22 protein-coding genes are annotated in these 21745 nt (G+C 54.9%); 6 read left to right on the top strand and 16 right to left on the bottom strand.

Going from position 1 to position 21745, the window contains the following annotated elements; all coding sequences use genetic code 11:
• Positions 1 to 7: 7 nt before the first annotated feature.
• The gene (rarD, locus tag ABJI30_RS04630) at positions 8 to 916 is read right to left on the bottom strand and encodes an EamA family transporter RarD (protein ID WP_348016017.1); all 909 of its coding nucleotides are present in this window, start codon (positions 914 to 916) and stop codon (positions 8 to 10) included.
• Positions 917 to 1046: 130 nt separating this feature from the next.
• On the bottom strand, positions 1047 to 1292 hold the full coding sequence (locus tag ABJI30_RS04625) for a hypothetical protein (RefSeq protein WP_348025392.1): 246 nt from the start codon (positions 1290 to 1292) through the stop codon (positions 1047 to 1049).
• A 65-nt stretch (positions 1293 to 1357) separates the two neighbouring features.
• Here ABJI30_RS04625 and ABJI30_RS04620 point away from each other — a divergent pair, with 65 nt between their 5' ends.
• The 3 genes from ABJI30_RS04620 to ABJI30_RS04610 all read left to right on the top strand — a co-directional run bounded on the left by ABJI30_RS04620 (position 1358) and on the right by ABJI30_RS04610 (position 3252).
• The gene (locus tag ABJI30_RS04620) at positions 1358 to 1912 is read left to right on the top strand and encodes a GNAT family N-acetyltransferase (protein WP_348016015.1); all 555 of its coding nucleotides are present in this window, start codon (positions 1358 to 1360) and stop codon (positions 1910 to 1912) included.
• 12 nt (positions 1913 to 1924) lie between these two features.
• Positions 1925 to 2386, top strand: coding sequence for a DUF1330 domain-containing protein (locus ABJI30_RS04615; protein WP_348016014.1), 462 nt, complete (start codon positions 1925 to 1927; stop codon positions 2384 to 2386).
• Positions 2387 to 2499: 113 nt separating this feature from the next.
• Positions 2500 to 3252, top strand: coding sequence for a hypothetical protein (locus tag ABJI30_RS04610; RefSeq protein WP_348016013.1), 753 nt, complete (start codon positions 2500 to 2502; stop codon positions 3250 to 3252).
• Positions 3253 to 3353: 101 nt separating this feature from the next.
• Here the strand turns inward: ABJI30_RS04610 and ABJI30_RS04605 are convergent, their stop codons facing one another.
• The 10 genes from ABJI30_RS04605 to secB form a co-directional block, all read right to left on the bottom strand.
• Positions 3354 to 4124, bottom strand: coding sequence for an SDR family oxidoreductase (locus ABJI30_RS04605; protein ID WP_348016012.1), 771 nt, complete (start codon positions 4122 to 4124; stop codon positions 3354 to 3356).
• A 14-nt stretch (positions 4125 to 4138) separates the two neighbouring features.
• Entirely contained in the window at positions 4139 to 5386 is a 1248-nt protein-coding gene (locus tag ABJI30_RS04600; RefSeq protein ID WP_348016011.1) for a cytochrome P450, read from the bottom strand.
• Positions 5387 to 5402: 16 nt separating this feature from the next.
• Positions 5403 to 5747 (bottom strand): antibiotic biosynthesis monooxygenase, encoded by a 345-nt coding sequence (locus tag ABJI30_RS04595; RefSeq protein WP_348016010.1) that lies wholly within the window; start codon positions 5745 to 5747, stop codon positions 5403 to 5405.
• Between the two features lie 12 nt (positions 5748 to 5759).
• Positions 5760 to 6170, bottom strand: coding sequence for a nuclear transport factor 2 family protein (locus tag ABJI30_RS04590; RefSeq protein ID WP_348016009.1), 411 nt, complete (start codon positions 6168 to 6170; stop codon positions 5760 to 5762).
• 101 nt (positions 6171 to 6271) lie between these two features.
• Positions 6272 to 7555 carry a UDP-N-acetylglucosamine 1-carboxyvinyltransferase gene (murA, locus tag ABJI30_RS04585; RefSeq protein WP_348016008.1) on the bottom strand — a complete coding sequence of 428 codons (1284 nt, stop codon included), beginning with the start codon at positions 7553 to 7555 and terminating at the stop codon, positions 6272 to 6274.
• 54 nt (positions 7556 to 7609) lie between these two features.
• Entirely contained in the window at positions 7610 to 8551 is a 942-nt protein-coding gene (locus ABJI30_RS04580) for a hypothetical protein (RefSeq protein ID WP_348016007.1), read from the bottom strand.
• A 120-nt stretch (positions 8552 to 8671) separates the two neighbouring features.
• Positions 8672 to 11155, bottom strand: a complete 2484-nt coding sequence (locus ABJI30_RS04575) for a TonB-dependent receptor (protein WP_348016006.1) — start codon at positions 11153 to 11155, stop codon at positions 8672 to 8674.
• A gap of 213 nt (positions 11156 to 11368) precedes the next feature.
• Positions 11369 to 12364 (bottom strand): tryptophan--tRNA ligase, encoded by a 996-nt coding sequence (gene trpS / locus ABJI30_RS04570; protein WP_348016005.1) that lies wholly within the window; start codon positions 12362 to 12364, stop codon positions 11369 to 11371.
• A gap of 2 nt (positions 12365 to 12366) precedes the next feature.
• On the bottom strand, positions 12367 to 13956 hold the full coding sequence (gene murJ, locus ABJI30_RS04565; RefSeq protein WP_348016004.1) for a murein biosynthesis integral membrane protein MurJ: 1590 nt from the start codon (positions 13954 to 13956) through the stop codon (positions 12367 to 12369).
• 22 nt (positions 13957 to 13978) lie between these two features.
• Positions 13979 to 14488: a protein-export chaperone SecB gene (gene secB / locus ABJI30_RS04560; protein WP_348016003.1), complete on the bottom strand. Its 510-nt coding sequence runs from the start codon at positions 14486 to 14488 to the stop codon at positions 13979 to 13981.
• Positions 14489 to 14774: 286 nt separating this feature from the next.
• On the opposite strand from secB, the gene ABJI30_RS04555 reads away from it, so the two are divergent.
• From ABJI30_RS04555 to ABJI30_RS04545, 3 genes are read left to right on the top strand one after another with little or no spacing between them, the layout of a single operon-like run.
• Complete coding sequence (locus ABJI30_RS04555) at positions 14775 to 15464, top strand: Tim44/TimA family putative adaptor protein (protein WP_348016002.1); 690 nt, start codon at positions 14775 to 14777, stop codon at positions 15462 to 15464.
• Positions 15465 to 15510: 46 nt separating this feature from the next.
• Entirely contained in the window at positions 15511 to 16785 is a 1275-nt protein-coding gene (locus ABJI30_RS04550) for a murein transglycosylase A (RefSeq protein ID WP_348016652.1), read from the top strand.
• 5 nt (positions 16786 to 16790) lie between these two features.
• Positions 16791 to 17351 (top strand): Smr/MutS family protein, encoded by a 561-nt coding sequence (locus ABJI30_RS04545; protein WP_348016001.1) that lies wholly within the window; start codon positions 16791 to 16793, stop codon positions 17349 to 17351.
• 1 nt (position 17352) lies between these two features.
• Here ABJI30_RS04545 and dapE read toward each other — a convergent pair whose 3' ends face one another.
• The 4 genes from dapE to yidC form a co-directional block, all read right to left on the bottom strand.
• Positions 17353 to 18501: a succinyl-diaminopimelate desuccinylase gene (dapE, locus tag ABJI30_RS04540; RefSeq protein WP_348016000.1), complete on the bottom strand. Its 1149-nt coding sequence runs from the start codon at positions 18499 to 18501 to the stop codon at positions 17353 to 17355.
• Positions 18502 to 18504: 3 nt separating this feature from the next.
• A complete protein-coding gene (locus tag ABJI30_RS04535; RefSeq protein ID WP_348015999.1) occupies positions 18505 to 19176 on the bottom strand; it encodes a glutathione S-transferase family protein in 672 nt (223 codons plus the stop codon).
• A 98-nt stretch (positions 19177 to 19274) separates the two neighbouring features.
• On the bottom strand, positions 19275 to 19895 hold the full coding sequence (yihA, locus tag ABJI30_RS04530) for a ribosome biogenesis GTP-binding protein YihA/YsxC (protein ID WP_348015998.1): 621 nt from the start codon (positions 19893 to 19895) through the stop codon (positions 19275 to 19277).
• Positions 19892 to 21712, bottom strand: coding sequence for a membrane protein insertase YidC (gene yidC, locus ABJI30_RS04525; RefSeq protein WP_348015997.1), 1821 nt, complete (start codon positions 21710 to 21712; stop codon positions 19892 to 19894). The genes yihA and yidC overlap by 4 nt, the downstream gene beginning before the upstream one ends.
• Positions 21713 to 21745 lie beyond the last annotated feature (33 nt).

Genomic DNA, 21745 nt, shown 5'->3' with positions numbered 1-21745 from the left:
GGTCGACTCAGGCAGCTGGTGCGGTCTTTTTGCGGGCTGATCCCGCCCATGCATCTGCTGAAAATATCGCGAGACTGATCCAGATCAGGCCGAAGCAGACTATATGTGATGTTGTCAGCGGTTCGTTATAGACAAATACACCGATCGTGAATTGCATCATCGGTGCGACATATTGCATCAGACCCATGGTGGTCAGGCTGATCTTCTGAACAGCAGAGGCAAAGAGCAATAACGGAATGGCAGTCACCATCGCCCCTCCGATGAGCAATGCATCAATCGGCAGGGATGCGCCGAAGCCGGTGCCTGTCGAACTTGTGGCGAGCCAGATAAGATAGGCGATGAAGAAGGGAAACAGCAATCCCGTTTCAACCGTCAGTCCCACCATCGGGCCAACGGGCGCAATTTTTCGGATCAGGCTATACAATCCCCATGAACCGGCCAGCATCAGACTGATCCACAATGTCTGCCAGGCTTCGACAGCCAAAACTGAAACGCCGACTGCAGCAATCGCAACTGCGACCCACTGGTTGCGTGACAGTTTTTCCTTCAGCACGATGCTGCCGAGGAAAACGCTGAGCAACGGGCTGATAAAATAACCCAGGCTCGCCGCCAGAACATGTTTTTCCTGAACCGCCCAGACATAGATCAGCCAGTTGGCCGCGATGAAAATCGAACTGAGCAGCAGAAAGCGCAATATTTTGGGGTCGGACAGGGCAGTTTTCAGTCCCGTCAGATTTTTGCGCAACCATAAAATGACGATGAGTAGCGGAACCGACCAGATGACCCGGTGTGCGACCACTTCCAGCGGCGGGATGGATTGCAGCAGTTTGAAGTAGATCGGCATGACGCCCCAGAACGTACATGCAATCAGTGCTTGCAAGAGCCCCAGACGGCTGCCGGAATTCTGTCCTGTCATGCTCTCGCGATTAGGCCTGCCTCGCGCCAGTAGCAATATCTAACCGAGGAATGTGCGGGCAATAGATTCTGTGACCCGATGCAGCAAAACTATCGACCTGTTACCGAAAACCGGTTCCGGATGCGCTGGATCAGATAATTCCGCCGCCAATCCACAGCCGGAAAGCGCATATTCCCATCACAATGATGCAGAAATACATACCGCTTTTGCTGCTGGATATCAGGCCGAACAAGGCACCCAGCGCTGCGATGGGCAGAATTAGCCAGTTGGTCCAGCCAAGAAGCGGGACCAATCCGACAAAAGCCAGAACAAGAGCGATGCCGCCGATGAGAATGGATATAATATTGGCCATAACTGTATTATAGGGATAGATCACTGGTTTTTCAAGTCTTTGTGCTTTTCCTGTTTGTAGCTATGAATCCGTTTTGGAGGGAGAATGACGTGACTGACATCTCTGAAATTCGTCTGGAAACCAGACGGTTGATCTTGCGGCCGCCAAATGCGGACGACTTTGAACGCTGGGCTGCGTTTCATGCCGATGCGAAATCCATGACGTATCTCGGGGGTGTCCAAAGCCGCGAACTATCCTGGCGCGGCCTTTGCGGTATGGTCGGTGCCTGGCATGTGCGCGGTTTCTCGATGTTTTCGCTTTTGCTCAAAGATAGCGGACAGTGGATTGGACGTATCGGGCCCTGGCAACCCGAAGGCTGGCCGGGGACCGAAGTGGGATGGGGCATTGCTCCTGAATATGCCGGCAAAGGCTATGCTCTGGAAGCTGCTGTAGCATCTATGAACTATGCGACAGACATTCTGGGCTGGACCGATATCTGTCACACAATTGATCCGGAAAACCTGGCTTCAATCAAACTGGCACAGCGGCTTGGGTCATCCAATCGCGGCCCGACCCAATTGCCGGACCCGTTAAGCGATGCCCGGGTTGACGACTGGGGTCAGTCGCGTGAACAGTGGGAAGAGAATCGATTGAAATTTGAATAGAAAGGCCTGAATATGACGGATGATTTGAGCGGCGAATATGAAGGCGAGCTGTTCGTTGATCCTACACGAGAGAGCTTTGATGCGTTCAAGGCCCTTCCGCGCGATGTGCCGATCAATATGCTCAATCTGTTGCGTTTTCGCGAGCAGTCAGCATATCCGTCAGATCATCCCAATGCCGGTCTGGGATGGAGCGGTGAGCGCGCATATGAAGAATACGGGACGACCAGCGGACCGATTTTTCAGCGGGTTGGCGGAACAATCATCTGGCGCGGGAAGATGGAATCGATGGTGATCGGACCGCAACAGAAACAATGGGATAGCTCATTTATCGCACGCTATCCGAATAGCGGCGCATTCATGGAAATGATCAGCGATCCCGAATATAAAAAAGCAGTGGTCAATCGCCAGGCTGCCGTCCTCACGTCCCGGCTGATCCGCTTCGGTGAACTTGACGGTGCGGATGGTTTCGGCTGAGAGTCCCGAACTGGCACAGGCGGTTAACAAAATATGTGTGGTTTAACCATAATCCCTAACGAAATATTAACGGTTTATTGTGCATTTACCTCCTAAATTCAGGAGCATATTACATGTCACATCCATCTCGTTCACTCATGCTGGCAGCCGCAGTCCTGGCGTTGCCATTGACGCTTGCAGCATGCGGCAGCACGGACGACAATCAGGCAGAACTGGCGGAGCTGGATGACAACCTGACTGCAGATCCGGCGATGAACGATGCGCTGGAAGACTCGATTTTGGTCGATCCGGAACTCACCGATCAGGCCAATAACAACGCCGTGCGCGGCGTCAGCGGCGCGATAAATGGAGCTGTGCCTCCAGCGGCAGGTTCGGGAAGCGCCAAAATCGGCAAATTGCTCAGCGCACCCAAACCGCGCAACATGACATCCGACGACGAATGCACGAGCTGTGGTGGCTCAGGGGACGGAATGACCCTCGGTGCCAAGGCCGAACAGCAATATGCCCAGCGCGGCAAGGGAACCTGTGATCAAAAACTCAGCTACGACATGGGCTGGGCCAATCGCATGCCACCGGAATTCCCGGTCTATCCCCGTGCCAATGTCAAGGAAGCAGCCGGCGTTGAAGGCGGGCTTTGCGATATTCGGGTTGTCAGTTTCTCAACTGCATCATCTGTTAAAAATGTCGTCGACTATTATTACACCCAGGCCAAAAATGGCGGCTATAGCGCAGAATATCTGATGCGCGGTGCCGAGCATGTGCTGGGCGGAACGCGCGGCAATGATGATGGCGCCTATGTCATCACGCTGAACAAGCGATCCGGTGGCGGTGCGGTGGTTGATATCGTCGCCAGCAACGGCCGTTAAAACGACGCAAAAAGATTGTCCGGATTTCGCATTTCACATTCCGGACCGAGGGGTGGCTCGCGCCACTCCTTTTTTTTGCCGCGCTTCCTGGATTTGCCTGGTTACTCGCGGTAGCTGCCGCCGCCATCAACCGTAATATCATTGGCTGTCGTGAAGCTGCTGGCATCACTGGCCAGCCATAACATTGCATCTGCCACTTCCGTCGCAAGGCCGACCCGGTTAATCGGATGGTTGCGGTTAAACACTTCCACGGCTTCGTCATGGGGCCCTGGATAGGCGGCAAGATAGCGTTGATACATGGGCGTATCGATCGCACCGGGATGAACGGTATTGACCCGCACCGGATATTTTTCTGCCGCACAGTGCAGGGCCAGCGATTTGCTTAGTGATGTGACGGCGGCCTTGCTGGCACAATATGCCGCAAATTGCGCGCCGGGACGCATGGCCAGCATCGAACCGATATTGACGATGGATCCGTCTTCGCCACTTTCGATGATGGCGGGCAGTGCAACACGGCAGCCGTTAAACGTGCCGTGCAGGTTGATATCAATCGTGCGGTTCCAGCTGTCGAGATCTACTTCATCGACGGACCCGGGCTCCGAGATACCGGCAACGTTGAACAGGGTGGTGATTTTGCCAAACTGTTCCTTTGTTGCTGCGACGGCAGTTTCCCAATCGTCCAGATTGCGCACGTCCAGCTGTATGGCCGCCGCATGATCGCCAAGTGCAGCAGCGTGAGCCTGCGCCTTTTCAAGCTGGATATCGCCCAGCATCACGGAACCGCCTTCTTCGACAAAACGTTGCCCGGCTGTTCCGCCAATGCCCTCCGCGCCGCCTGAAATCAGCGCGACTTTACCGTCCATTATTCCCATGTTCGCGTTTCCTCTCAGCGTTTGTCAAAAAGCAGCGGCAGATTGGTCAATCCGCGCAGCATCATGTTCGGGGGATAGGTCAGCTCGGCACCTTCCTTGATCCGGATATTGTCGATCCGTTCGGCAAACTGCTGGAAGGACACGGTCATTTCCTTGCGAGAGAGCATATTGCCGACGCACATGTGAATGCCTTTGCCAAATGCCAGATGAGTGCGCGCATTCTTGCGATCGACACGGAAATCGTTGGGATTCTCGAATTGCTTGGGATCCCGATTGGCGGCGTGATAGCGCATCATCACCATTGCGCCTTTGGGCAGGGTCACACCGCCCAGTTCGGCATCGCGGTGCATGACCCGCCAGATTCCCGACGATCCGCTCGACATGCGAAGGACTTCCTCAACCGCATTGGGAATGAGAGATGGATCATCCTGAATCTTTTTATACTGATCGGGGTTTGTCGCGAACAGGCGCAGGCCTTCGGCGAGTGCTGCCGTTGTTGTTTCGTTGCCGGCGACCATGAGCTGCTGCACAATCGACAGGGATTCTGCATCATCCAGCGGCCGTTCGCCGTCGACCTGGGCATTGACCAGATCTGACAGGATATCATCCTGCGCTTCCTTGCGGCGCTCGTCCATATTGGCTTTCAGTGCATGCTGATATTCCACCACTTCGCGCTCGGTTTCCAGTTGACGTTCCCGGGTCATCATGCCGGACAGGCGATCAACAAAGGCGTTGGTCCAGCGCTTGATCGTGTCGGCATCTGCAACGTCGAGCCCCAATTGGCCAGCAATGGTTTTGACCGGCATCGGGATCGCATATTCGCTGACAAATTCGCATTCACCCTCGTCGATGAAGCCGTCGATCAGTTCGTTGGACATCGCACGGATGTTGTCTTCCAGCTTGTTCACTTTCGGCATGGAAAAAGCCAGATTCACCAGCTTGCGAAAACGCGTATGGCGCGGTTGGTCGGCGGTCAGCAGCGTGTCGACCTGCGGCCAGCCCTTGTCCTGGATCGCCTGGATTTCCGCATCATTTTCTAGCTCTTCATCGGATTGCCCGCCATTGAGCAATGCCGTAAAATTATTGGAGAAATCATCCAGACGCCCGACTGCTTCCGAAATCAGATCATAGTCCAATACGATGTAAGTGCCGCTTGCTTCATCCCGAAAAACCGGTGTTTTCTCGCGCTTCTCCTCGTAATAGTCGAACGGATCGACCAGTATGTCTGGCTGGAACAGGGACTTGGATACAGCTTCGTTCATCGGAATTTCCTATTCGCTATTCATCAAAGGAAGGCGTGGGTTTGCCTTCTGCGTTATAGACTGGCCCTTCGGCATCGACCCGATATTTGGCGCTGACGGCATTGGTCAGTCCATAGCTGCCGATATGCGCCAGCATGCTGGCATAATGGGTGTCCTGAAAATGCTGAGCGAGAGCATCTTCATCGGTCCATTCCTCAAACACCTCGATCCGGGCAGGATTGTGCATGTCGGCGGCCCAGCTATAGCACAGACAGCCTTCCTGGGTCAGGGCTCCGTCAATATAAGGCTGCGCCTTTTTCAAACACTCTTCGCGCGTGGCCGGGTCGACGTCGATATGCGCTGCAATCAGAATTTTGGCCATTGTCACATTCTCCTAAAGCTTCTGTCCGCCCATCTGGGCGACGACATTGAATATACGTTTGCTGTAAAGCCACTGGCCGTCGATTTTGACGAACTCGTCATCATAACGTCCGCCCGCAATACGCGGTTCACCGTTCTCGACCAGAATTTCGTGCGTTTGATAGCGGCCTGTGGCGGTGTTTCCAGTGACCTCCAGACTCCCCGGAATGCCCAGAAAACTGACAGCATCGAAGGCACTCATCGCACCGTTCCAGAGATTGACAATATTCTCGCGGCCAACCACTTCGGTGCCCATCAGCGACCACACGGCATCCTCGGTCCACAAGGCACCCCAGTCATCCGGGTCTGTCCGCAATACGGCATCGCAATAGCTGTCATGCAATTCCCGGATAGCCAGCCGGTCTTCCATTGGTCCTGAAAACATGGACTCATCCTCTCTCTATTATGAGAGGGACTACACGGTAAAAGTCAGGGATTGGCAAGCTGCCATAAATGGTAGCGAAGCGGAATTGCGATACCGGCTAGTCAATCACTGCCAATGCGTTCGATATCGGCGCCAACCGCTGCCAGCTTCTCTTCCAGCCGCTCATAGCCGCGGTCGAGATGATAGATGCGTTGCAGCTGGGTCTCGCCTTCTGCAGCCAGTGCAGCGATGACCAGGCTCATCGAAGCGCGCAGGTCGGTTGCCATGACCGGTGCACCGGTCATTTTGTCTACACCCCGGACAACGGCAGTCCTGCCCTTGGTCTCGATATCCGCGCCCATCCGGTTGAGTTCGGGAACATGCATGTAACGGTTCTCGAAAATCGTTTCCGTGAGCACACTCGCACCATCCGCGCGGCAGAGCATCGCCATGAGCTGCGCCTGCATGTCGGTCGCGAGGCCCGGATAAGGCGCAGTCGACAGGGTCAGCGGCTGCAATTTGCCGTCGCTGGCTACCCGGATTCCCTTGGCATGTTCTTCGATCTGCAGACCCGCCTGTCGCAAAGCGTCGAGTGTCGCCTCCATTTCGCTGGCCTTTGCTGCGACCAGATCCACCTCACCACCAGTAATGCCCACCGCACAGGCATAGCTGCCCGCTTCGATACGATCGGACATCACCCGGTAGGTACAGCCATGCAGACGATCAACGCCCGTTATCGTCAGGGTCGATGATCCTATCCCCTCAATCTCGCCGCCCATGGCCACGAGCATGTTGCAGAGATCGACAATTTCCGGTTCCCGTGCGGCGTTCTTGAGAACGCTGGTGCCATTGGCCAGAACGGCTGCCATCAATGCGTTTTCTGTCGCGCCGACCGAAACAACCGGGAATGAAAATTCACCACCCGGCAATCCTCCGTCAGGCTGGCGAGCGGTCACGTAGCCGCTGGTCGTCTCGATCGTCGCGCCAAGCGCTTCAATTGCTTTGAGATGCAGATCAATCGGTCGGTTGCCAATCGCACAGCCACCCGGCAGTGACACCCGGCATTCTCCGGCCCGCGCCAGCAAGGGTCCCAGAACAAGGATCGACGCACGCATTTTGCGAACAATGTCATATGGTGCTTCGGTCGACGTGATCTTGCCGGCCTTCAAGGTCATGACCCGTCCGAAATCTTCGGGTCGAGCGCCTTCAATGGTTGTAGAAACACCGAGCTGGTTGAGCAGATGCCCAAAGCTGTCCACATCAGCGAGACGCGGCAAGTTCCGCAAGGTCACCGGTTCGTCAGTCAGCAACGCGCAAGGCAACAAGGTCAGGGCGCTGTTTTTGGCGCCTGAAATCGGAATGCTTCCAGACAGCTTTTTGCCGCCGCGTATCGAAATAATATCCATCGCGATTGTTTAGCGAAAATGGTCAGGCAGGCAAGTGCCTAGAACAGGACCTGCTCAGGAATCGGGACGCAAGTCTTTTTGCATCTGCACATTTTGCGGTGTGTCGAGATCGCATTGCACGCGCAGAAACACCGGATTGACTCCAATTCTGTCTGCGCCCGGATTGCCCCAGGCATAGACGAGGGTCTTGCCGGAATATCCGTCTTCGAGCACTCCAATGACAAATGTTTCGCGGTGCATGCCGTCCGACCAGGTATTGCGCATGAAAAGCAGCATTTCGCGTCCGTCAGGGTGAACAAAGCTGAACTCCCCGCCCTGATCATGGATCTTGATATAGTGGTGGGTGACCGTTGGACGTCCGCCCGCTGTTTTGGGGAAGTCTATCATGCAGGCAAAGCGCCGCGCTTTTTCCATATGGCGCCAGCTTCCTGCGGCAATCATGCCGGCTTTCGTCCAATATTGGTTTGCGGACAGTTTCATGCTGTAATCCGCGGGATCATCCGAACAATTTTTGTCTGCCAGAGTGCCCTCGTAAAAATCGCCTTTTCGATTGATCAGAATATCACAACCCGCAATCGCCTGGAACTTTGTATCACGCCCCAATTTGGTGCCCTCGGGAACCCTGAACTGGCGAACGCGTATCGCTTTGATGGTTTCGTCTGAAGACAGCACATAAACACGTTTGCGAAAGGCTGTGGTGCGATCATTGCTGCGATAGTCCTCGATCAGCAGCACATTGTCACCAAGTTGCGGCGCATCGAGACGTGCAACCCGCGCATAGGTTCTGTCGGCGCTATTGTCTTTGCGCGCTCCGCCATAGCTGACAGCCAGCAGTTCCAGTTGTTCGATATTGTCATATTCGCCCGGCCAGTTTTCCATCAGGAAATCAAGCTGGCGATCCATAAGTGTGAATCTCCGTTCCTGCGCCGTTGCAGGCATTGCAACGCACGCTGCGGCGGATAACAGAATGAGGAGTTTTCGAATCAGGCGATACATGCGTTTCTCCAATTCACTGTGACAGAGCTAAAAGTGATCCTGTTTCAATCCGGCCTGAATCAAAAAACGCGCCCCCATCGGGAGCGCGTTCCTTGAATAGATTTCATTGAAATCTGCATTTTACTTGAAGGTATATTTCAGGCGAACCCCGAATTGACGCTTGTCGCGCAGTCCGATCTGGGCACCTTCACGCGAGAAGTCGAAAAAGCCGCCTGGCATGAGGCGCGTGTCGAAGCCGACATCCGCAAAGTTGAATGCAGAGTTTGGAGCATCTTCGTTCAGCAGATTGGTCACGAAGAACTCAACGCCCATATTCTCGCCTTCAAGCCCGAGACGCAGATTGACGTCGAAGGCCTCATCGACTTGCGCGACATTCGCGTTACTGATGTAGAAGGGTCCGGTGAAATAGGCATCGCTGCGCAGATACCAGCTGTTGATGCCCATCGGGCCATCAAGGTCGCCGGTATAGGTTCCGCCCAGTGAAAGCGTGAGAGGCGGGAAGCGTGGTGCCTGCTGACCTGCAACATCGGCTCCTGGCCCGAAGATATCACCAAAGTCGCCGGTGCCACCCCCGACAGGGAAGGAAGCGATTGTGGCATCCACATATGCAAAGGAACCCTGCACCGAGAAGTTTTCAGAGACATTGACGGTCGCGTCAAATTCGATGCCGTAAATGTCCGTGGAAGCCCCATTGGCCGTGAACGCAACTGTCCGGGTTGGATTTGGTGCACCTGGCGAGGTGTCCGTTACCAGTTCGATGGACCGGAATATTTCATCACTGCGTTTCATGTAGAACGCCGCAAGATTGAAAGCGTAAATCCCGTCAGGATGTGCCTGTTTCCAGCCAAATTCAAAGTTTTCGAGTTTTTCCTCGTCAAAGTTGATATCGGCTTCCGGAGCCAGAGCCGCCAGTTCCATGCGCTGAGCACTATCGAGCGAAGCCACTTGTGGGTTGAAACCGCCCGGCAGGTTACCGACACTATATGTCAGATAAAGCGTGGTCAGATCAGTCGGCGTATAGCGGAAGGTCGCACGCGGCAGGAAGTTGGTGATCTTGGAAGGTGAAATTGGTGTCGCGAGGCCAATATTGACATCTGCATCACTGATTCTGTCTTCCTGATACCGTCCTTCGAGTGTCAGCGAGAAATGATCGTTGAAATCGAAATCGATCAGACCAAACAAGCCGGTTGTTTCGGCACCGGTAATGAACGGATCCGACCGGAAGATGTCACCGAAGAAGATCGGGCTGAACAGGAAGTTGGCTGTTCCGCCGAGACTAACGATATCAAGCTTCACATAGCTGGCACCGGCGATGAGCGTCAGCCTGTCGTCCAGGAAGTTGCCGGTGAAACGTCCTTCGATTGTAAGATCTTCAGTTTCGCGGGCGGTGAAGCTGGTGAAAGAATCATCGGGACGCAGATCAAAGTCGCCGAAGAAACCGAAATTCTCTTCATTATAACCTGCGAGGAAGTTGAAGGATACATTGTCGGTAATGTCAAATTCGCCAACTGCACTCAGACGCAGGCTGTCGAGCTGCAATCCGAACTGATCAACGTTGAAGGGCGTATATTTGAAATTGTTGACCGCATCCGACGGGTCGAACCGGGCGTCATTCTGAAGACCACGGAAATTGTCGATGGCCATCTGTCCTGAGTTCAAGCCGATGAGGGACGGATCAATGGATGTGATCCGGCCGCGGAATACAGATTCCGTGCGTCCGCTTCCCAGTGGGGAAGGCACAACCGAATCTGTCTGGATCGCAACGCCGTTGGCATCCAGGGCAAAGCCGCCAAAATTATGCGTCGCTACACCGAATGCGCCAATAGCCTGAGGTGTGCCGTCATCGATCTCCTGATAGGACGCGCGCAATTTGACCCGGAAATTGTCGGACGGTTCTACGACCAGTGTGCCGTTGATCGACCATTGTGATTCGTCGCCAAGCCGTTCTCCGGGCAGTACCACATTGGCATAATGTCCCTGCTTGTCTGACCAGTTACCGCCCAGACGGAAGCTGGCGATATCACCAATCGGACCTTCAACAGACAGGCCGGCGCTATATTCGTCGCGGGTCGCAGCGGTCACGTCCAGATTGACCTGGAAGTCATCTGCAGGGTCTTTGGTTACATAGTTGATCGCACCGGCAAAAGTGTTCCGGCCGAACAGGGCTGATTGCGGCCCCTTGATGATTTCAACACGCTGCAGCTCGTTGATGCCAAGTGTCGAAATGCCGCCACTGATGTAAACACCGTCAAGAAACACGGTAGCCGTTTGCTGCAATCGGCTGCCGGTCAGTACGGTGACGCCGCGGAAGCGCGGAGTGGTGTTAACCCGGGCGAAGACATCATTATAGGGTTCGACAAACGCACCTGGCGCAGCCTTGGTGACTTCGGTGATATCCTGGAAGCCTGCGGAACTAAGCTCTTCCTCTCCAAAGACCGATACGGCAAGTGGCGCTTTGAGAAGAGTTTCCTCTTTCTTCCGGGCCGTGACGATAATTACCTTGTTGTCGCTTTCTTCAGCACCATCCGCTGAATCCTGAGCATAAATCGGCGCGCCGGTCATTATTGTAGCCGCCATAAGCGAAGCTTTGAGCATGGTTTTCATTAAAGAGGCCTCCCTGGTCCAATTTGTCTGGACATATTTCCCGCAAAACAAATTCCACTGCGACCCTAATTTGTCCAGACAAATTTTTAAAAGAGGATGAATCAACTCAGAACTGTTACAAAAATACAACTATTAAAGGCAGTGGACGCGGTTTGTTGCGCAATGCCTGCACTGGCATCGCGGGTTGAAGCATTCGACGGAGGCTGTGAGCAGCTAGTCTCGCAAAAGACCAAGTGCCTTGTAAGTCGCATCAACGGTCGGTTGTGCACGCGCTTTTGCTCGTTCGGCACCATCTCGCAAGATCGCATCGATCGCATCTTTGTCCTGACGCAATTCGTCGAAACGGATGCGAATGGGTGACAGTTTTGCAACTGCGAGGTCGGCAAGGGCGGGTTTGAAATCACCAAAACCCTGACCGGCATATTCGGCGAGCACCTCCTCGGCACTGATGTCGGACAGTGCGGCATAGATTCCAACAAGGTTTCTGGCCTCCGGTCGACCGTCCAGATCGTCCAGATTGTCGGGTAATGGTTCCGGATCGGTTCTGGCTTTTTTGATCTTTTTCGCGATCATTTCATCATTGTCGGTCATGTTGATGCGGCTGAGATCCGAAGGGTCGGATTTGCTCATCTTGGCTGCCCCATCGCGCAACGACATGACCCGGGCTGCGGGGCCCTCGATAAAGGGCTCCGGAAGCGTAAAAACTTCCTCGCCGGTATCGCTGTTAAATTTGGTGGCAATATCGCGTGCCAGTTCGAGATGCTGTTTCTGATCTTCACCAACCGGAACATGTGTCGCTTGATAGATGAGCACATCAGCTGCCTGCAATACGGGATAACCATAAAGGCCCAGCGAACTGCGCTGTTTGTGTTTCCCGGATTTCTCCTTGAACTGGGTCATCCGATCCAGCCACCCCATCGGCGTGTTGCAGATCAGCAACCAGGCAAGTTCCGCATGCTGTGGAACACGAGCCTGATTGAACAGAACGGATTTTTGCGGGTCAACACCTGCTGCGACCAGCGCGGCGACCATTTCCCGGCAATTGGCTGACAATGTCGCCGGATCGTTATGAACGGTTATCGCATGCAAATCGGCAAGAAAGAAAAAGCATTCGCTTTGTTCCTGCAGTTTCACCCAGTTTTTGATGGCACCGAGATAGTTACCAAGATGGAGATTGCCAGTGGGCTGAATGCCCGAAACGGTGCGCATTTTCATTGTCCTTCAGTTGCCGCATCTTCGGCGGCCTTTTTCTTGGTCAGCAAGGTGATCTTGGTCTTGTCGACAGCTCCCGTCACCCATGCGAGTATCGCATAGACAAGACCGCCGATGCTGACCAGAGCTGTAATCGACCCGACTCTTTCCCAGACTGTACCGGTATAGAGATGCTCGCCAACCGGGGCGGCATAGATCAGTGCGACAGCCATGCCTGCGGCAGACAGGGAAATCCGTATGATCCGCATCAGCAGCGTCCACTCCAGATGAAAATGACCACGCGAATGGAGCATGAAATAGAGCATCGCACAGTTGCACCACGCCGCGATAGCACCCGCAAAGGCCAGCCCGACAATACCGTACAAAGGAATCAGAATGAGATTCAGCGTGACATTGATCATCAGCGAGATACCCGCGGTGAAAACCGGGGTTCTGGTATCCTTGCGCGCGAAAAACCCGGGTATCAGCACTTTTACCAGAACATAGGCGGGCAGGCCGACAACCAGGGCAGCGACCACCCGGGCAGTGGTCTGGCCATCGGATACCTCAAAATTGCCGCCGACAAAAAATGCATTTACCAGCGGCCCGGCTGCAAAGAACAGGGCAACCGCTGCGGGAATTGTCAGCAACATTCCAAGTTCGATGGCATTGCCCTGGATGCGTTGTGCACCGTCTGTGTCATTCCGGGCAATAAAGCGGGATAGTGCCGGAAGTATTGCGGTTCCAAGGGCGATACCGATAATTCCGAGTGGAAGCTGGTTGAGGCGATCGGCCATCGCGAGATACACAAAGCTGCCTTCGGGTAGCCGGCCGAGGAAGAAGAGGTCGACAAACCGGCTGATCTGGTAAATCCCCGCACCAAAAACAGCGGGCAAAATCAATATGCCGAGCTCCTTCACATCTGGTGTAAATTTCGGTTTGCGCAAAGCGAAAGAAAACCCGGCCTTGCGGGCCCAGTAATAAAGCCAGAGCATTTGCAACAGTCCTGCAAATGCAACTCCAAACGCCAGGAAATACGCTGCCTGTCGCTTATCAGTGCCACCCGAGACCCAGAGGGAGAGCAGGAGCGCTGATATCATGCAGATGTTGAGCATGATCGGCGCGGCCGCTGCGGCGGCAAACCGGTTCACTGAGTTAAGGATCGCGGCAAATAATGTCGTCACGCTGATCAGAGCGAGATAGGGGAAAGTGATCCGGGCCAGAGATATGGTGAAGTCGGTGGTCCGGCCACCTTCACCGAAGTCATCAATCAACCAGATGATTCCAGGCATGGCGAGCATGAGAACAGCAGAGAATACAAGCAAGATCGGTACAAAAACGGACAAGACATCGATAGCAAAATTCTGTGCCGCAGTCCGCTGTTCGTCTTCTTCCATTTTGCGGTTGAACAGCGGGACGAATGCAGCTGAAAACGCACCTTCCGCGAAGAGGCGCCGAAATATATTGGGCAGCTGAAAGGCCAGTTGCCAAGCGTCTGCAGCGGCTCCGGCTCCGAGGACCCGCGCCAAAATAATGTCACGTGCAAAGCCAAAAATCCGGCTGACCATCGTCAGGCCAGCAATCGTACCGGTGGATTTCAGCAGGTTCATACCCGCGTCCTAGCAGGACCGGTCAGGCGTTTCCAACCGGTTGTGTTTCACCAGAAGCGGCCATCTGTTCACGCTGCTGCATATACAGAGCCGTGAAATCAATTGGTTCGAGCATTAATGGCTGGAACCCGGCATCACGCACGGCGTCGGAAATGACGGCGCGAGCGAACGGGAAAAGCAGCCGCGGTGCTTCGGCGAACAGAAACGGATGGGCCTGTTCATCAGTAACGTTGCGCAGTCCAAACAACCCGCAATAAAGCAATTCGACCTGATAAGCGACGCCAGCATCTGTTTTGGCCACAACTTCGATCTTGAGTTCGACTTCGTGAACCTCATCAGAGACTTTGCTCGATCCAATGTTGAACTGGACGTCAATCTGCGGTTGATCCGCCCATTGATATACGTCTGGCGCATTCGGGTTTTCGACCGAGAGATCTTTGACATATTGCGAAATCACGCCGATCTGGGGCGCGTTGTCTGCGCCGTTTGTGGCTGGATCAGCAGTTGGTGTGTTTTCGTTTTCGTCGGCCATCAAGCGAGTCCCTTCGGAGATCTGATACAAGTCCCGGAAGCGCAAACTGCCGGTCGGTTGGAAGCGCGATTAGCAGGGGTTTCCAGTGAGGGCAATGGCGGAAATCTTCCTGCTGTTGCATCCTGTCGTCACGGCTTGCTGACCGGGTTTTTGTAATCCGCTGTTCACACTGGGGGGACTAGACCGGAAAGAAATCGGTGATGAAACACGCGCTTGACGCGAAAGGCATTTGAAACTGCGGCATTTCCTGCCTATGTAGTGTGAGAATAAAGATATTGGAGATATCGTGACTATCGAAATAGTTCTTCTGGCGCTGGTAGCTGCATTTCTGGGTCTGCGCCTCTATTCCGTTCTCGGGAAACGCACTGGCCACGAGCAGGAGCATACCCCCCGAAACGTAGAGAATAGCTTGGATAAGCGCCCTTCGGACGGCCTGAACGGCAATGATCGCCGGGAAACTCCGATTCCCGATATCACTCCGGCTGCGGCAACCCCCGTGCCGGCGCCGACCATGATCTATGACGCCAATGCCGAATCGGGCATGCGCGCGATATTGTCTGCGGATCGCAATTTTGACACTGGCCGGTTCGTCGACGGTGCGAAAGCGGCTTATGGCATGATTCTCGAGGCTTTCTGGAAAGGTGATCGGGAAGAATTGAAAGAATTGTGTGACGACGATGTCTACGAGAGTTTTCTCGGCGTGATCGAAGCGCGTGAAAAAAATGGCGAAGTTCTGGAGAACGAGCTGGTGCGGATCGAGGAAGCTCGTATTGTCGATGCGAGCTATGATCGCCCGATGGCCCGTATCACAGTCCAGTTCGATGCCGATATTGCTGCTGTGGTGAAAGACAAGGATGGCAAGCTGATTGGCGGCTCCCTGTCTGATGCAGTTGAAACGCACGACGTCTGGACTTTCATGCGTGATCTCTCCAGCGCCAGCCCCGCCTGGGTACTTGACGAGACCGATGAAGCTTAGATCCTGCGGGATTGTGGTGTTTTCGTTTAGCAAGGCCGGAACTCATATGAAACTGGCGGGACTATCCTGCAGCGCCTTGCTGATCAGCGCGTGCTCGTTGTCCATCATTCCGGAAGGCACTGTTCGTGCCGGGGAGAGCTCACAGCCTGCCACCCGAACAACCCCTGCAACGCAACCTGTTGCACAGACAGCCGGTATAATTGATCCGGTTGCAACGGTGCAGCCCGGATTGGGAGAAAAGCCGGTACGTGCTGCCCTGGCCGGTTTTGCGCTCGGCCCGGACATCCGGTCTTTGAACCTGCAACCCGGCAAAGCCATACCGGCTCTGGCCTCTTTTCGAACCAGCTGCTCATCTTTGATACGGCGGACAGACAATAGCGGCCTGACATCGGGAAGCGACTGGGAGCCTTCTTGCGACGCGGCTTCAGGCTGGTCGGACAGTGACGCCGCCGGATTTTTTGAAAGCCATTTCGAAGCCGTGCAGATTGGTGACGGCCGGGCCTATGCAACGGGGTATTTCGAGCCCGAAATCAAAGGCTCGCGCACCCCGGGTGCGGCCTATCCGGTTCCCGTCTACAAGCGACCTTCCAATCTTCTCGATGTCGATCTCGGCCAGTTTTCTGATGCCCTGAAAGACAAACGCATCCGTGGAAAAGTGGACGGCAACAAACTCGTACCCTTTGAAGAACGGGGGGAAATTGATGACGGTGCGCTGGCAGGTCAGGGCCTCGAGATTGCATGGGCAGCCGACTATATAGAATTTTTCTTTTTGCAGATCCAGGGCTCCGGACGTCTGGCGTTGCCGGACGGATCAGTGATGCGGATTGGTTATGCCGGGCAAAACGGGCGTGACTATACCGGCATTGGCAGGGTCATGAGGGAACGCGGCTTGCTGGCGGATGGCAAAACCAACATGCAGGGTATCGTGGAATGGCTGCGCGCCAATCCGGAAGAAGGCCAGAAGATCATGCGGGAGAACAGGAGCTATATCTTCTTCCGCGAACTGACGGGTCCCGGACCACTTGGCGCCATGGGTCACCCGGTGGTCGGACGCACATCGGTCGCGGCAGATCGCATGTTTGTGCCGTTGGGCGCACCCGTTTTTCTCGATCTGGAGCACAATGTTGCGGACGGACTATGGATTGCGCAGGATACTGGCGGAGCGATCAAAGGGGCGAACCGTTTCGACACATTCTGGGGCGCGGGAAGCGAAGCGCGCCAGATTGCCGGGGGAATGTCATCCCGTGGTCAGGCTCTGCTGTTTCTTCCCAAGGGCACGGTTGCCAAATTGCGTGCGAATCAAGAATCAGCGGGTAACTAGACTTCGTGTCGGACCGGCCTCTCACCGCCGGTGAAAAGGCGCTGTGGCAAAAGGTGATTGCAACTGTCGAACCGCTTGATCAGGCACGGATAAGCAGGGTGAAATCCCTGCCTGTTGCGAAAAAACTGCCGGAACGACCGGGTCCCATAACGGCGGAAACATTTGGCGGTATGCCGGTTCGCGCTGTCCCGCTGAAAGATCAGACACCGATTCCGGAAAAATCAGGACTGGATGGTCATTGGGATCGCCGGTTGAACAAAGGCGTCGTGCAACCCGATGTTACCATTGACCTGCACGGCTATACCCTGTCCTCGGCCCATGGTCGTCTCGACAGCGCATTGGAACTCAGCATCGCTGCAGGGCATCGAGCGATATTGCTGATTACCGGCAAGGCGCGGAGCGACGAACAACGGCGGCGGGAAGGCGGACGCGGCGCGATCCGGGCCGCGATCTCCGACTGGCTGGCTGCTTCCCGACACGCATCTCACATCGCCGCGGTACGCAGGGCACATCCCCGTCACGGGGGAACAGGTGCGCTATATATTATTTTGCGACGGCGGCGCTAAATCAGCCCAGAGCGCGTTTGACAATCAGCTCGAAAATCCGGGCCAGCTGATTCAGATCATCAATTGCAACAGCCTCGTCCAGCTTGTGCATGGTTGCATTGCACAGACCAAATTCGACAACCGGGACGATGCGTGACAGGAAACGGGCATCAGATGTGCCGCCGGTCGTTGACAGTTCGGGTTCGACACCGGTCACTTCCGTAATAGCGCCCGCAACAAGTGATGAATATTCTCCGGGCGGGGTCAAAAACGGTTCACCCGATATAATCGGTTTCAATTCGCCTCCATGGTTTTCAACCACTTCGCGGATCATTTCGCTCAAAGAATCGCCGCTATGCTGGTCGTTAAACCGGATCGACAGGCGGCCTTCCGCTTTGGCAGGAATGACATTATGTGCCGGGTTGCCGACATGAATGTCGGTAAACTCGATATTGCTGGGTTGGAACCAGTCGGTTCCCCGGTCAAGTTCGAGCGCGTCAATCTCGCTCAAGATCTTGCCCAATTTTGTGATCGGATTGTCGGCGAGATGAGGATAAGCGACATGCCCTTGCGTGCCGTTCACCGTAATCCACATATTGACCGATCCGCGTCGACCGATTTTCATCATGTCGCCCAGGCGGTGGACGGATGTCGGTTCGCCGACAAGGCACAGGTCCGGCCTGATGCCGCGCTCTGCCATGAAATCCATCAAGGCCACGGTACCGAAACGGGCCGGGCCTTCCTCGTCTCCGGTAATGATCAGGCTGATTGTTCCCAGATCTCTCGGCAGGCGGTGCACCGCGCTGACAAAGGCAGCGATACTGCCTTTCATGTCCACGGCCCCGCGCCCGTGCAGCAAATCGCCCTTTATTTCCGGCTCGAAGGGGTCGCTGCTCCATCCTTCACCCGGCGGAACAACGTCGAGATGTCCGGCATAGGCAAAATGGGGTGAACCCTCGGCGCCTTTGCGAATCGCAAACAGATTTTCTACCGAACCGCCCAGCCCGGCATCTTCCGGTTTGTCGCCGGCAATGAAGCGGCTGACTTCAAAGCCGAGCGGCGCCAGCATTTCTTCCATTTCATCAAACACGACACCTGTGGCGGGCGTGACGCTGGGACATGCCATCAGTCTTTTGGCCAGCAGGACCGGGCTAAATTCAGAGTCTGCCACTGTCTAGCTTTCTGCGGTTTCGGGTTGTTCCATGCGCTCGATCACCCAGGGCTCTTCCTCTGCCGCATCCATCCACTGGACCATCCAGTCATGCTCCAGCATGGTTTCCATATAGGCAGATGCGAAGCTGGGAACCTGAAAGCCATAGGTCTGGAACCGGGAGATCACCGGCGCATACATGATGTCCACTGCGCCATAAGTTCCAAACAGAAAGGGCCCGCCGCCGCCGAAACGTGCTCTGGCCTGTGCCCAGAGCTGCATGATCCGCGCCGCATCCTCAAGCACTTCCGGCGTGAATTGCAGGCCTTCATAGCGCTTGCGGGTGTTCATCGGACATTGTTTGCGCAATGCCATGAAGCTGGAATGCATTTCCGCCGCCATCGACCGGGCCATCCCGCGCGCGGTTTCATCTTTGGGCCAGAACCGGTCGCGATGGGTTTTGTCGGCAAGCCAGTCAATAATCGCGAGGCTGTCCCAGACAACCGTTTCATCTTCCCAGAGAATCGGGACTTTTCCGCCCGAAGGTGCAAAATTCTCGCTTTCGCGCACCTCATCCCAGTCCTCGCCAAATAACGGAACGGTGAGCTCCTCAAAGGACAGGCCAGATTGTTTGCACGCCAGCCAACCGCGCATCGACCAGCTGGAATAGGCTTTGTTTCCGATTATCAGTTTCATATCTGGAGTCCTAACCCACTCGTCATTCCAGCGAAAGCCGGAATCTCACTCGTTGTTCGGAACCGATGCGGGTCGGGTTACGGCTCGGCGCGCTGCTTCTAGAGCTGAACCGCTTCCAGAACGGCCGCGCGCAGCTCTTCGATGCCGAGCTTTTTCTCGGATGAGGTGACAATCAGGTCCGGGTGAGCGGCGGCGTGCTTCTTCGCGGCTTGCGCCACCTTGGCCATCGTGGCTTCCAGTTCGGCGGTTTTCACCTTGTCCGACTTTGTCATGACAATCCGGTAGCTGACCGCTGCCTTGTCGAGCATGTCCAGCACATCTTCATCGGTGTTCTTGATCCCGTGGCGGCTGTCGATCAGAACAAACGCACGGTTGAGCACCTGACGTCCGCGGAGATAGTCATTGATCAGGTAGCGCCATTTCTGCACGGTTTTGGGAGGAGCCTTGGCGAAACCATAGCCCGGCATATCGCAAATCCGAAAAATCAGCGGATCGCCAATATCAAAAAAATTCAGCTCCTGCGTCCGTCCCGGCGTATTGGACGTTCGTGCCAGACCATTGCGATTGGTCAGCGCATTGATCAGCGATGATTTCCCGACATTGGACCGGCCGGCAAAGGCGATTTCAGGCACCGATGGTTTGGGCAGAAACTGCAGTTGCGGAGCCGATTTCAGGAAGGAAATCGGCCCGGAAAAAATTTTCGGATGAAGCGGGGTCATGCGTCCGCTTTTTCTTCCGCTGCCTTTTTGGCTTTTTCTTCGGCATCCTTGGCCATTTGTTCTTTCAGCTGCGGATGGCGTGAATAGAGCCATTTCTGCTGGGCGATGGTCAAGAGGTTGGAAACGGTCCAGTAAAGCTGCAGACCCGCGGCAAACGGCGCCATGATGAACACCAATATCCACGGCATCAGACCAAAGATTTGCTGCTGCATCGGATCCATTTGCTGCGGATTGAGTTTGAACTGATAATGCATGGTGATGCCCATCAGGATCGGCAGGATACCGACAGCCAGGAAGCTTGGCGGGTCAAACGGGATCAGGCCAAACAGGTTGACCGGGGTGAGCGGGTCGGGCGCCGACAAATCCTTGATCCACAGCGTAAACGGTTCGTGGCGCATCTCAATCGAGAGCATCAGGACCTTGTACAGCGCAAAGAAGATCGGAATCTGCAGAAAGATCGGAAGGCAACCTGCGAGCGGATTGACCTTCTCATCCTTGTACAGCTTCATGATTTCCTGTTGCTGTTTCTGCTTGTCGTCCTTGTGCTTTTCCTGGATCTTTTTCATTTTCGGCTGCACGGCGCGCATCTGTGCCATGCTCGCAAACTGCTTCTGCGCGATAGGGAACATGATCCCGCGCACGATGAATGTCATGATGATGATGGCGACGCCGAAATTGCCAACCATTTCAAAAAGCCAGTTGAGCAGATAGAAAAGTGGTTTTTCAAACCAGTAGAACCAGCCCCAGTCGATCGCCCGATCCAGCAACGTGATGCCATATTGTTCTTTGTAATTGTCGAGAAGTGCCGTTTCCTTCGCACCCGCAAATAGGCGAGTGGTGGTGGTCAGGACTTTGCCCGGTGCAATGATCTGGGCATTTTCGCGTGATATCTGAGCTTGAAAGAGATTACCGCTTCCCGACCGGAACTTGCCGTCAATCTGTGCCTTGCTCGCCGGTATCAGCGCGCCGAGCCAGTATTTGTCGGTAAACCCGATCCAGCCATTTGTCGCATCTCCGGCGATGCCATTGGCTCCGGCTTCTTGCACGTCTTCATAGTCAGTATCGAAATTCGCGGCTTCTTCGAACACGCCCATCGGGCCGACATGGATCGTCCAGCTGCTGGCTTCGCTCGCCGGAATATTTTCCAGATCGCGGACACGGCTCAGCAGACCAAATGGATTAAGCGCGATGTCCGCTTCGCCCCGATTGGTGACGCTTTGCTCTGCGGTGATCAGGTAGTTCTCGTCAATTGAGAAGGTAATCGCAAAATTCTGACCTGTTTGATTGTCCCAGCTCAGCGTGACGGGCGTTTGTGGTGTCAATCGGTTCTGATCGGCGGTCCACACGGTTTTGTCGTCGGGCAGGGCCACGCCATTGCCCGCCCAGCCAAAGCGGCTGAAATAGGCATCTTTGGTTCCTGTGGGTGAGAAAAGGCGAACCGGATCACTGTCCTTGTCGAGCGCGACTCTGTGATCGGTCAGCGTCAAATCATCGATTTTTGCACCTTGCAGGTTGACCGACCCCGAAAGGCGTGGAGTGTCGATCGTGACCCGCGAACTTTCAGGCAGAACGGCAGCAAGCGGGCGAATTTGTCCGATAGCGGCGCCGGTGGCAATACTGGCAGAGCCCGGCACGGTGGACACTGCGGGCGCAGAACCATCGGCCGAAGCCGGATTGACTGCGGGATCACTCACCTGCTCGACCGCGTCGTTGTCATTCACCATTTCGGGAAAGAACTGTTCCATGAACAGCGGCCAGCCAAACAGGATAATTCCGGTCAGCAGGACTGCCATGATGATATTACGCTTGTCGTCCACTGTGCTTCCTAATTTCTCGACTGAATTTTTCGG

The organism is Parasphingorhabdus sp., from assembly GCF_039968395.1.
Taxonomy (GTDB): Bacteria; Pseudomonadota; Alphaproteobacteria; order Sphingomonadales; family Sphingomonadaceae; genus Parasphingorhabdus.
Note: the sequence above shows the minus strand (reverse complement) of the source record. Positions and strands in the feature narration are given on the sequence as shown.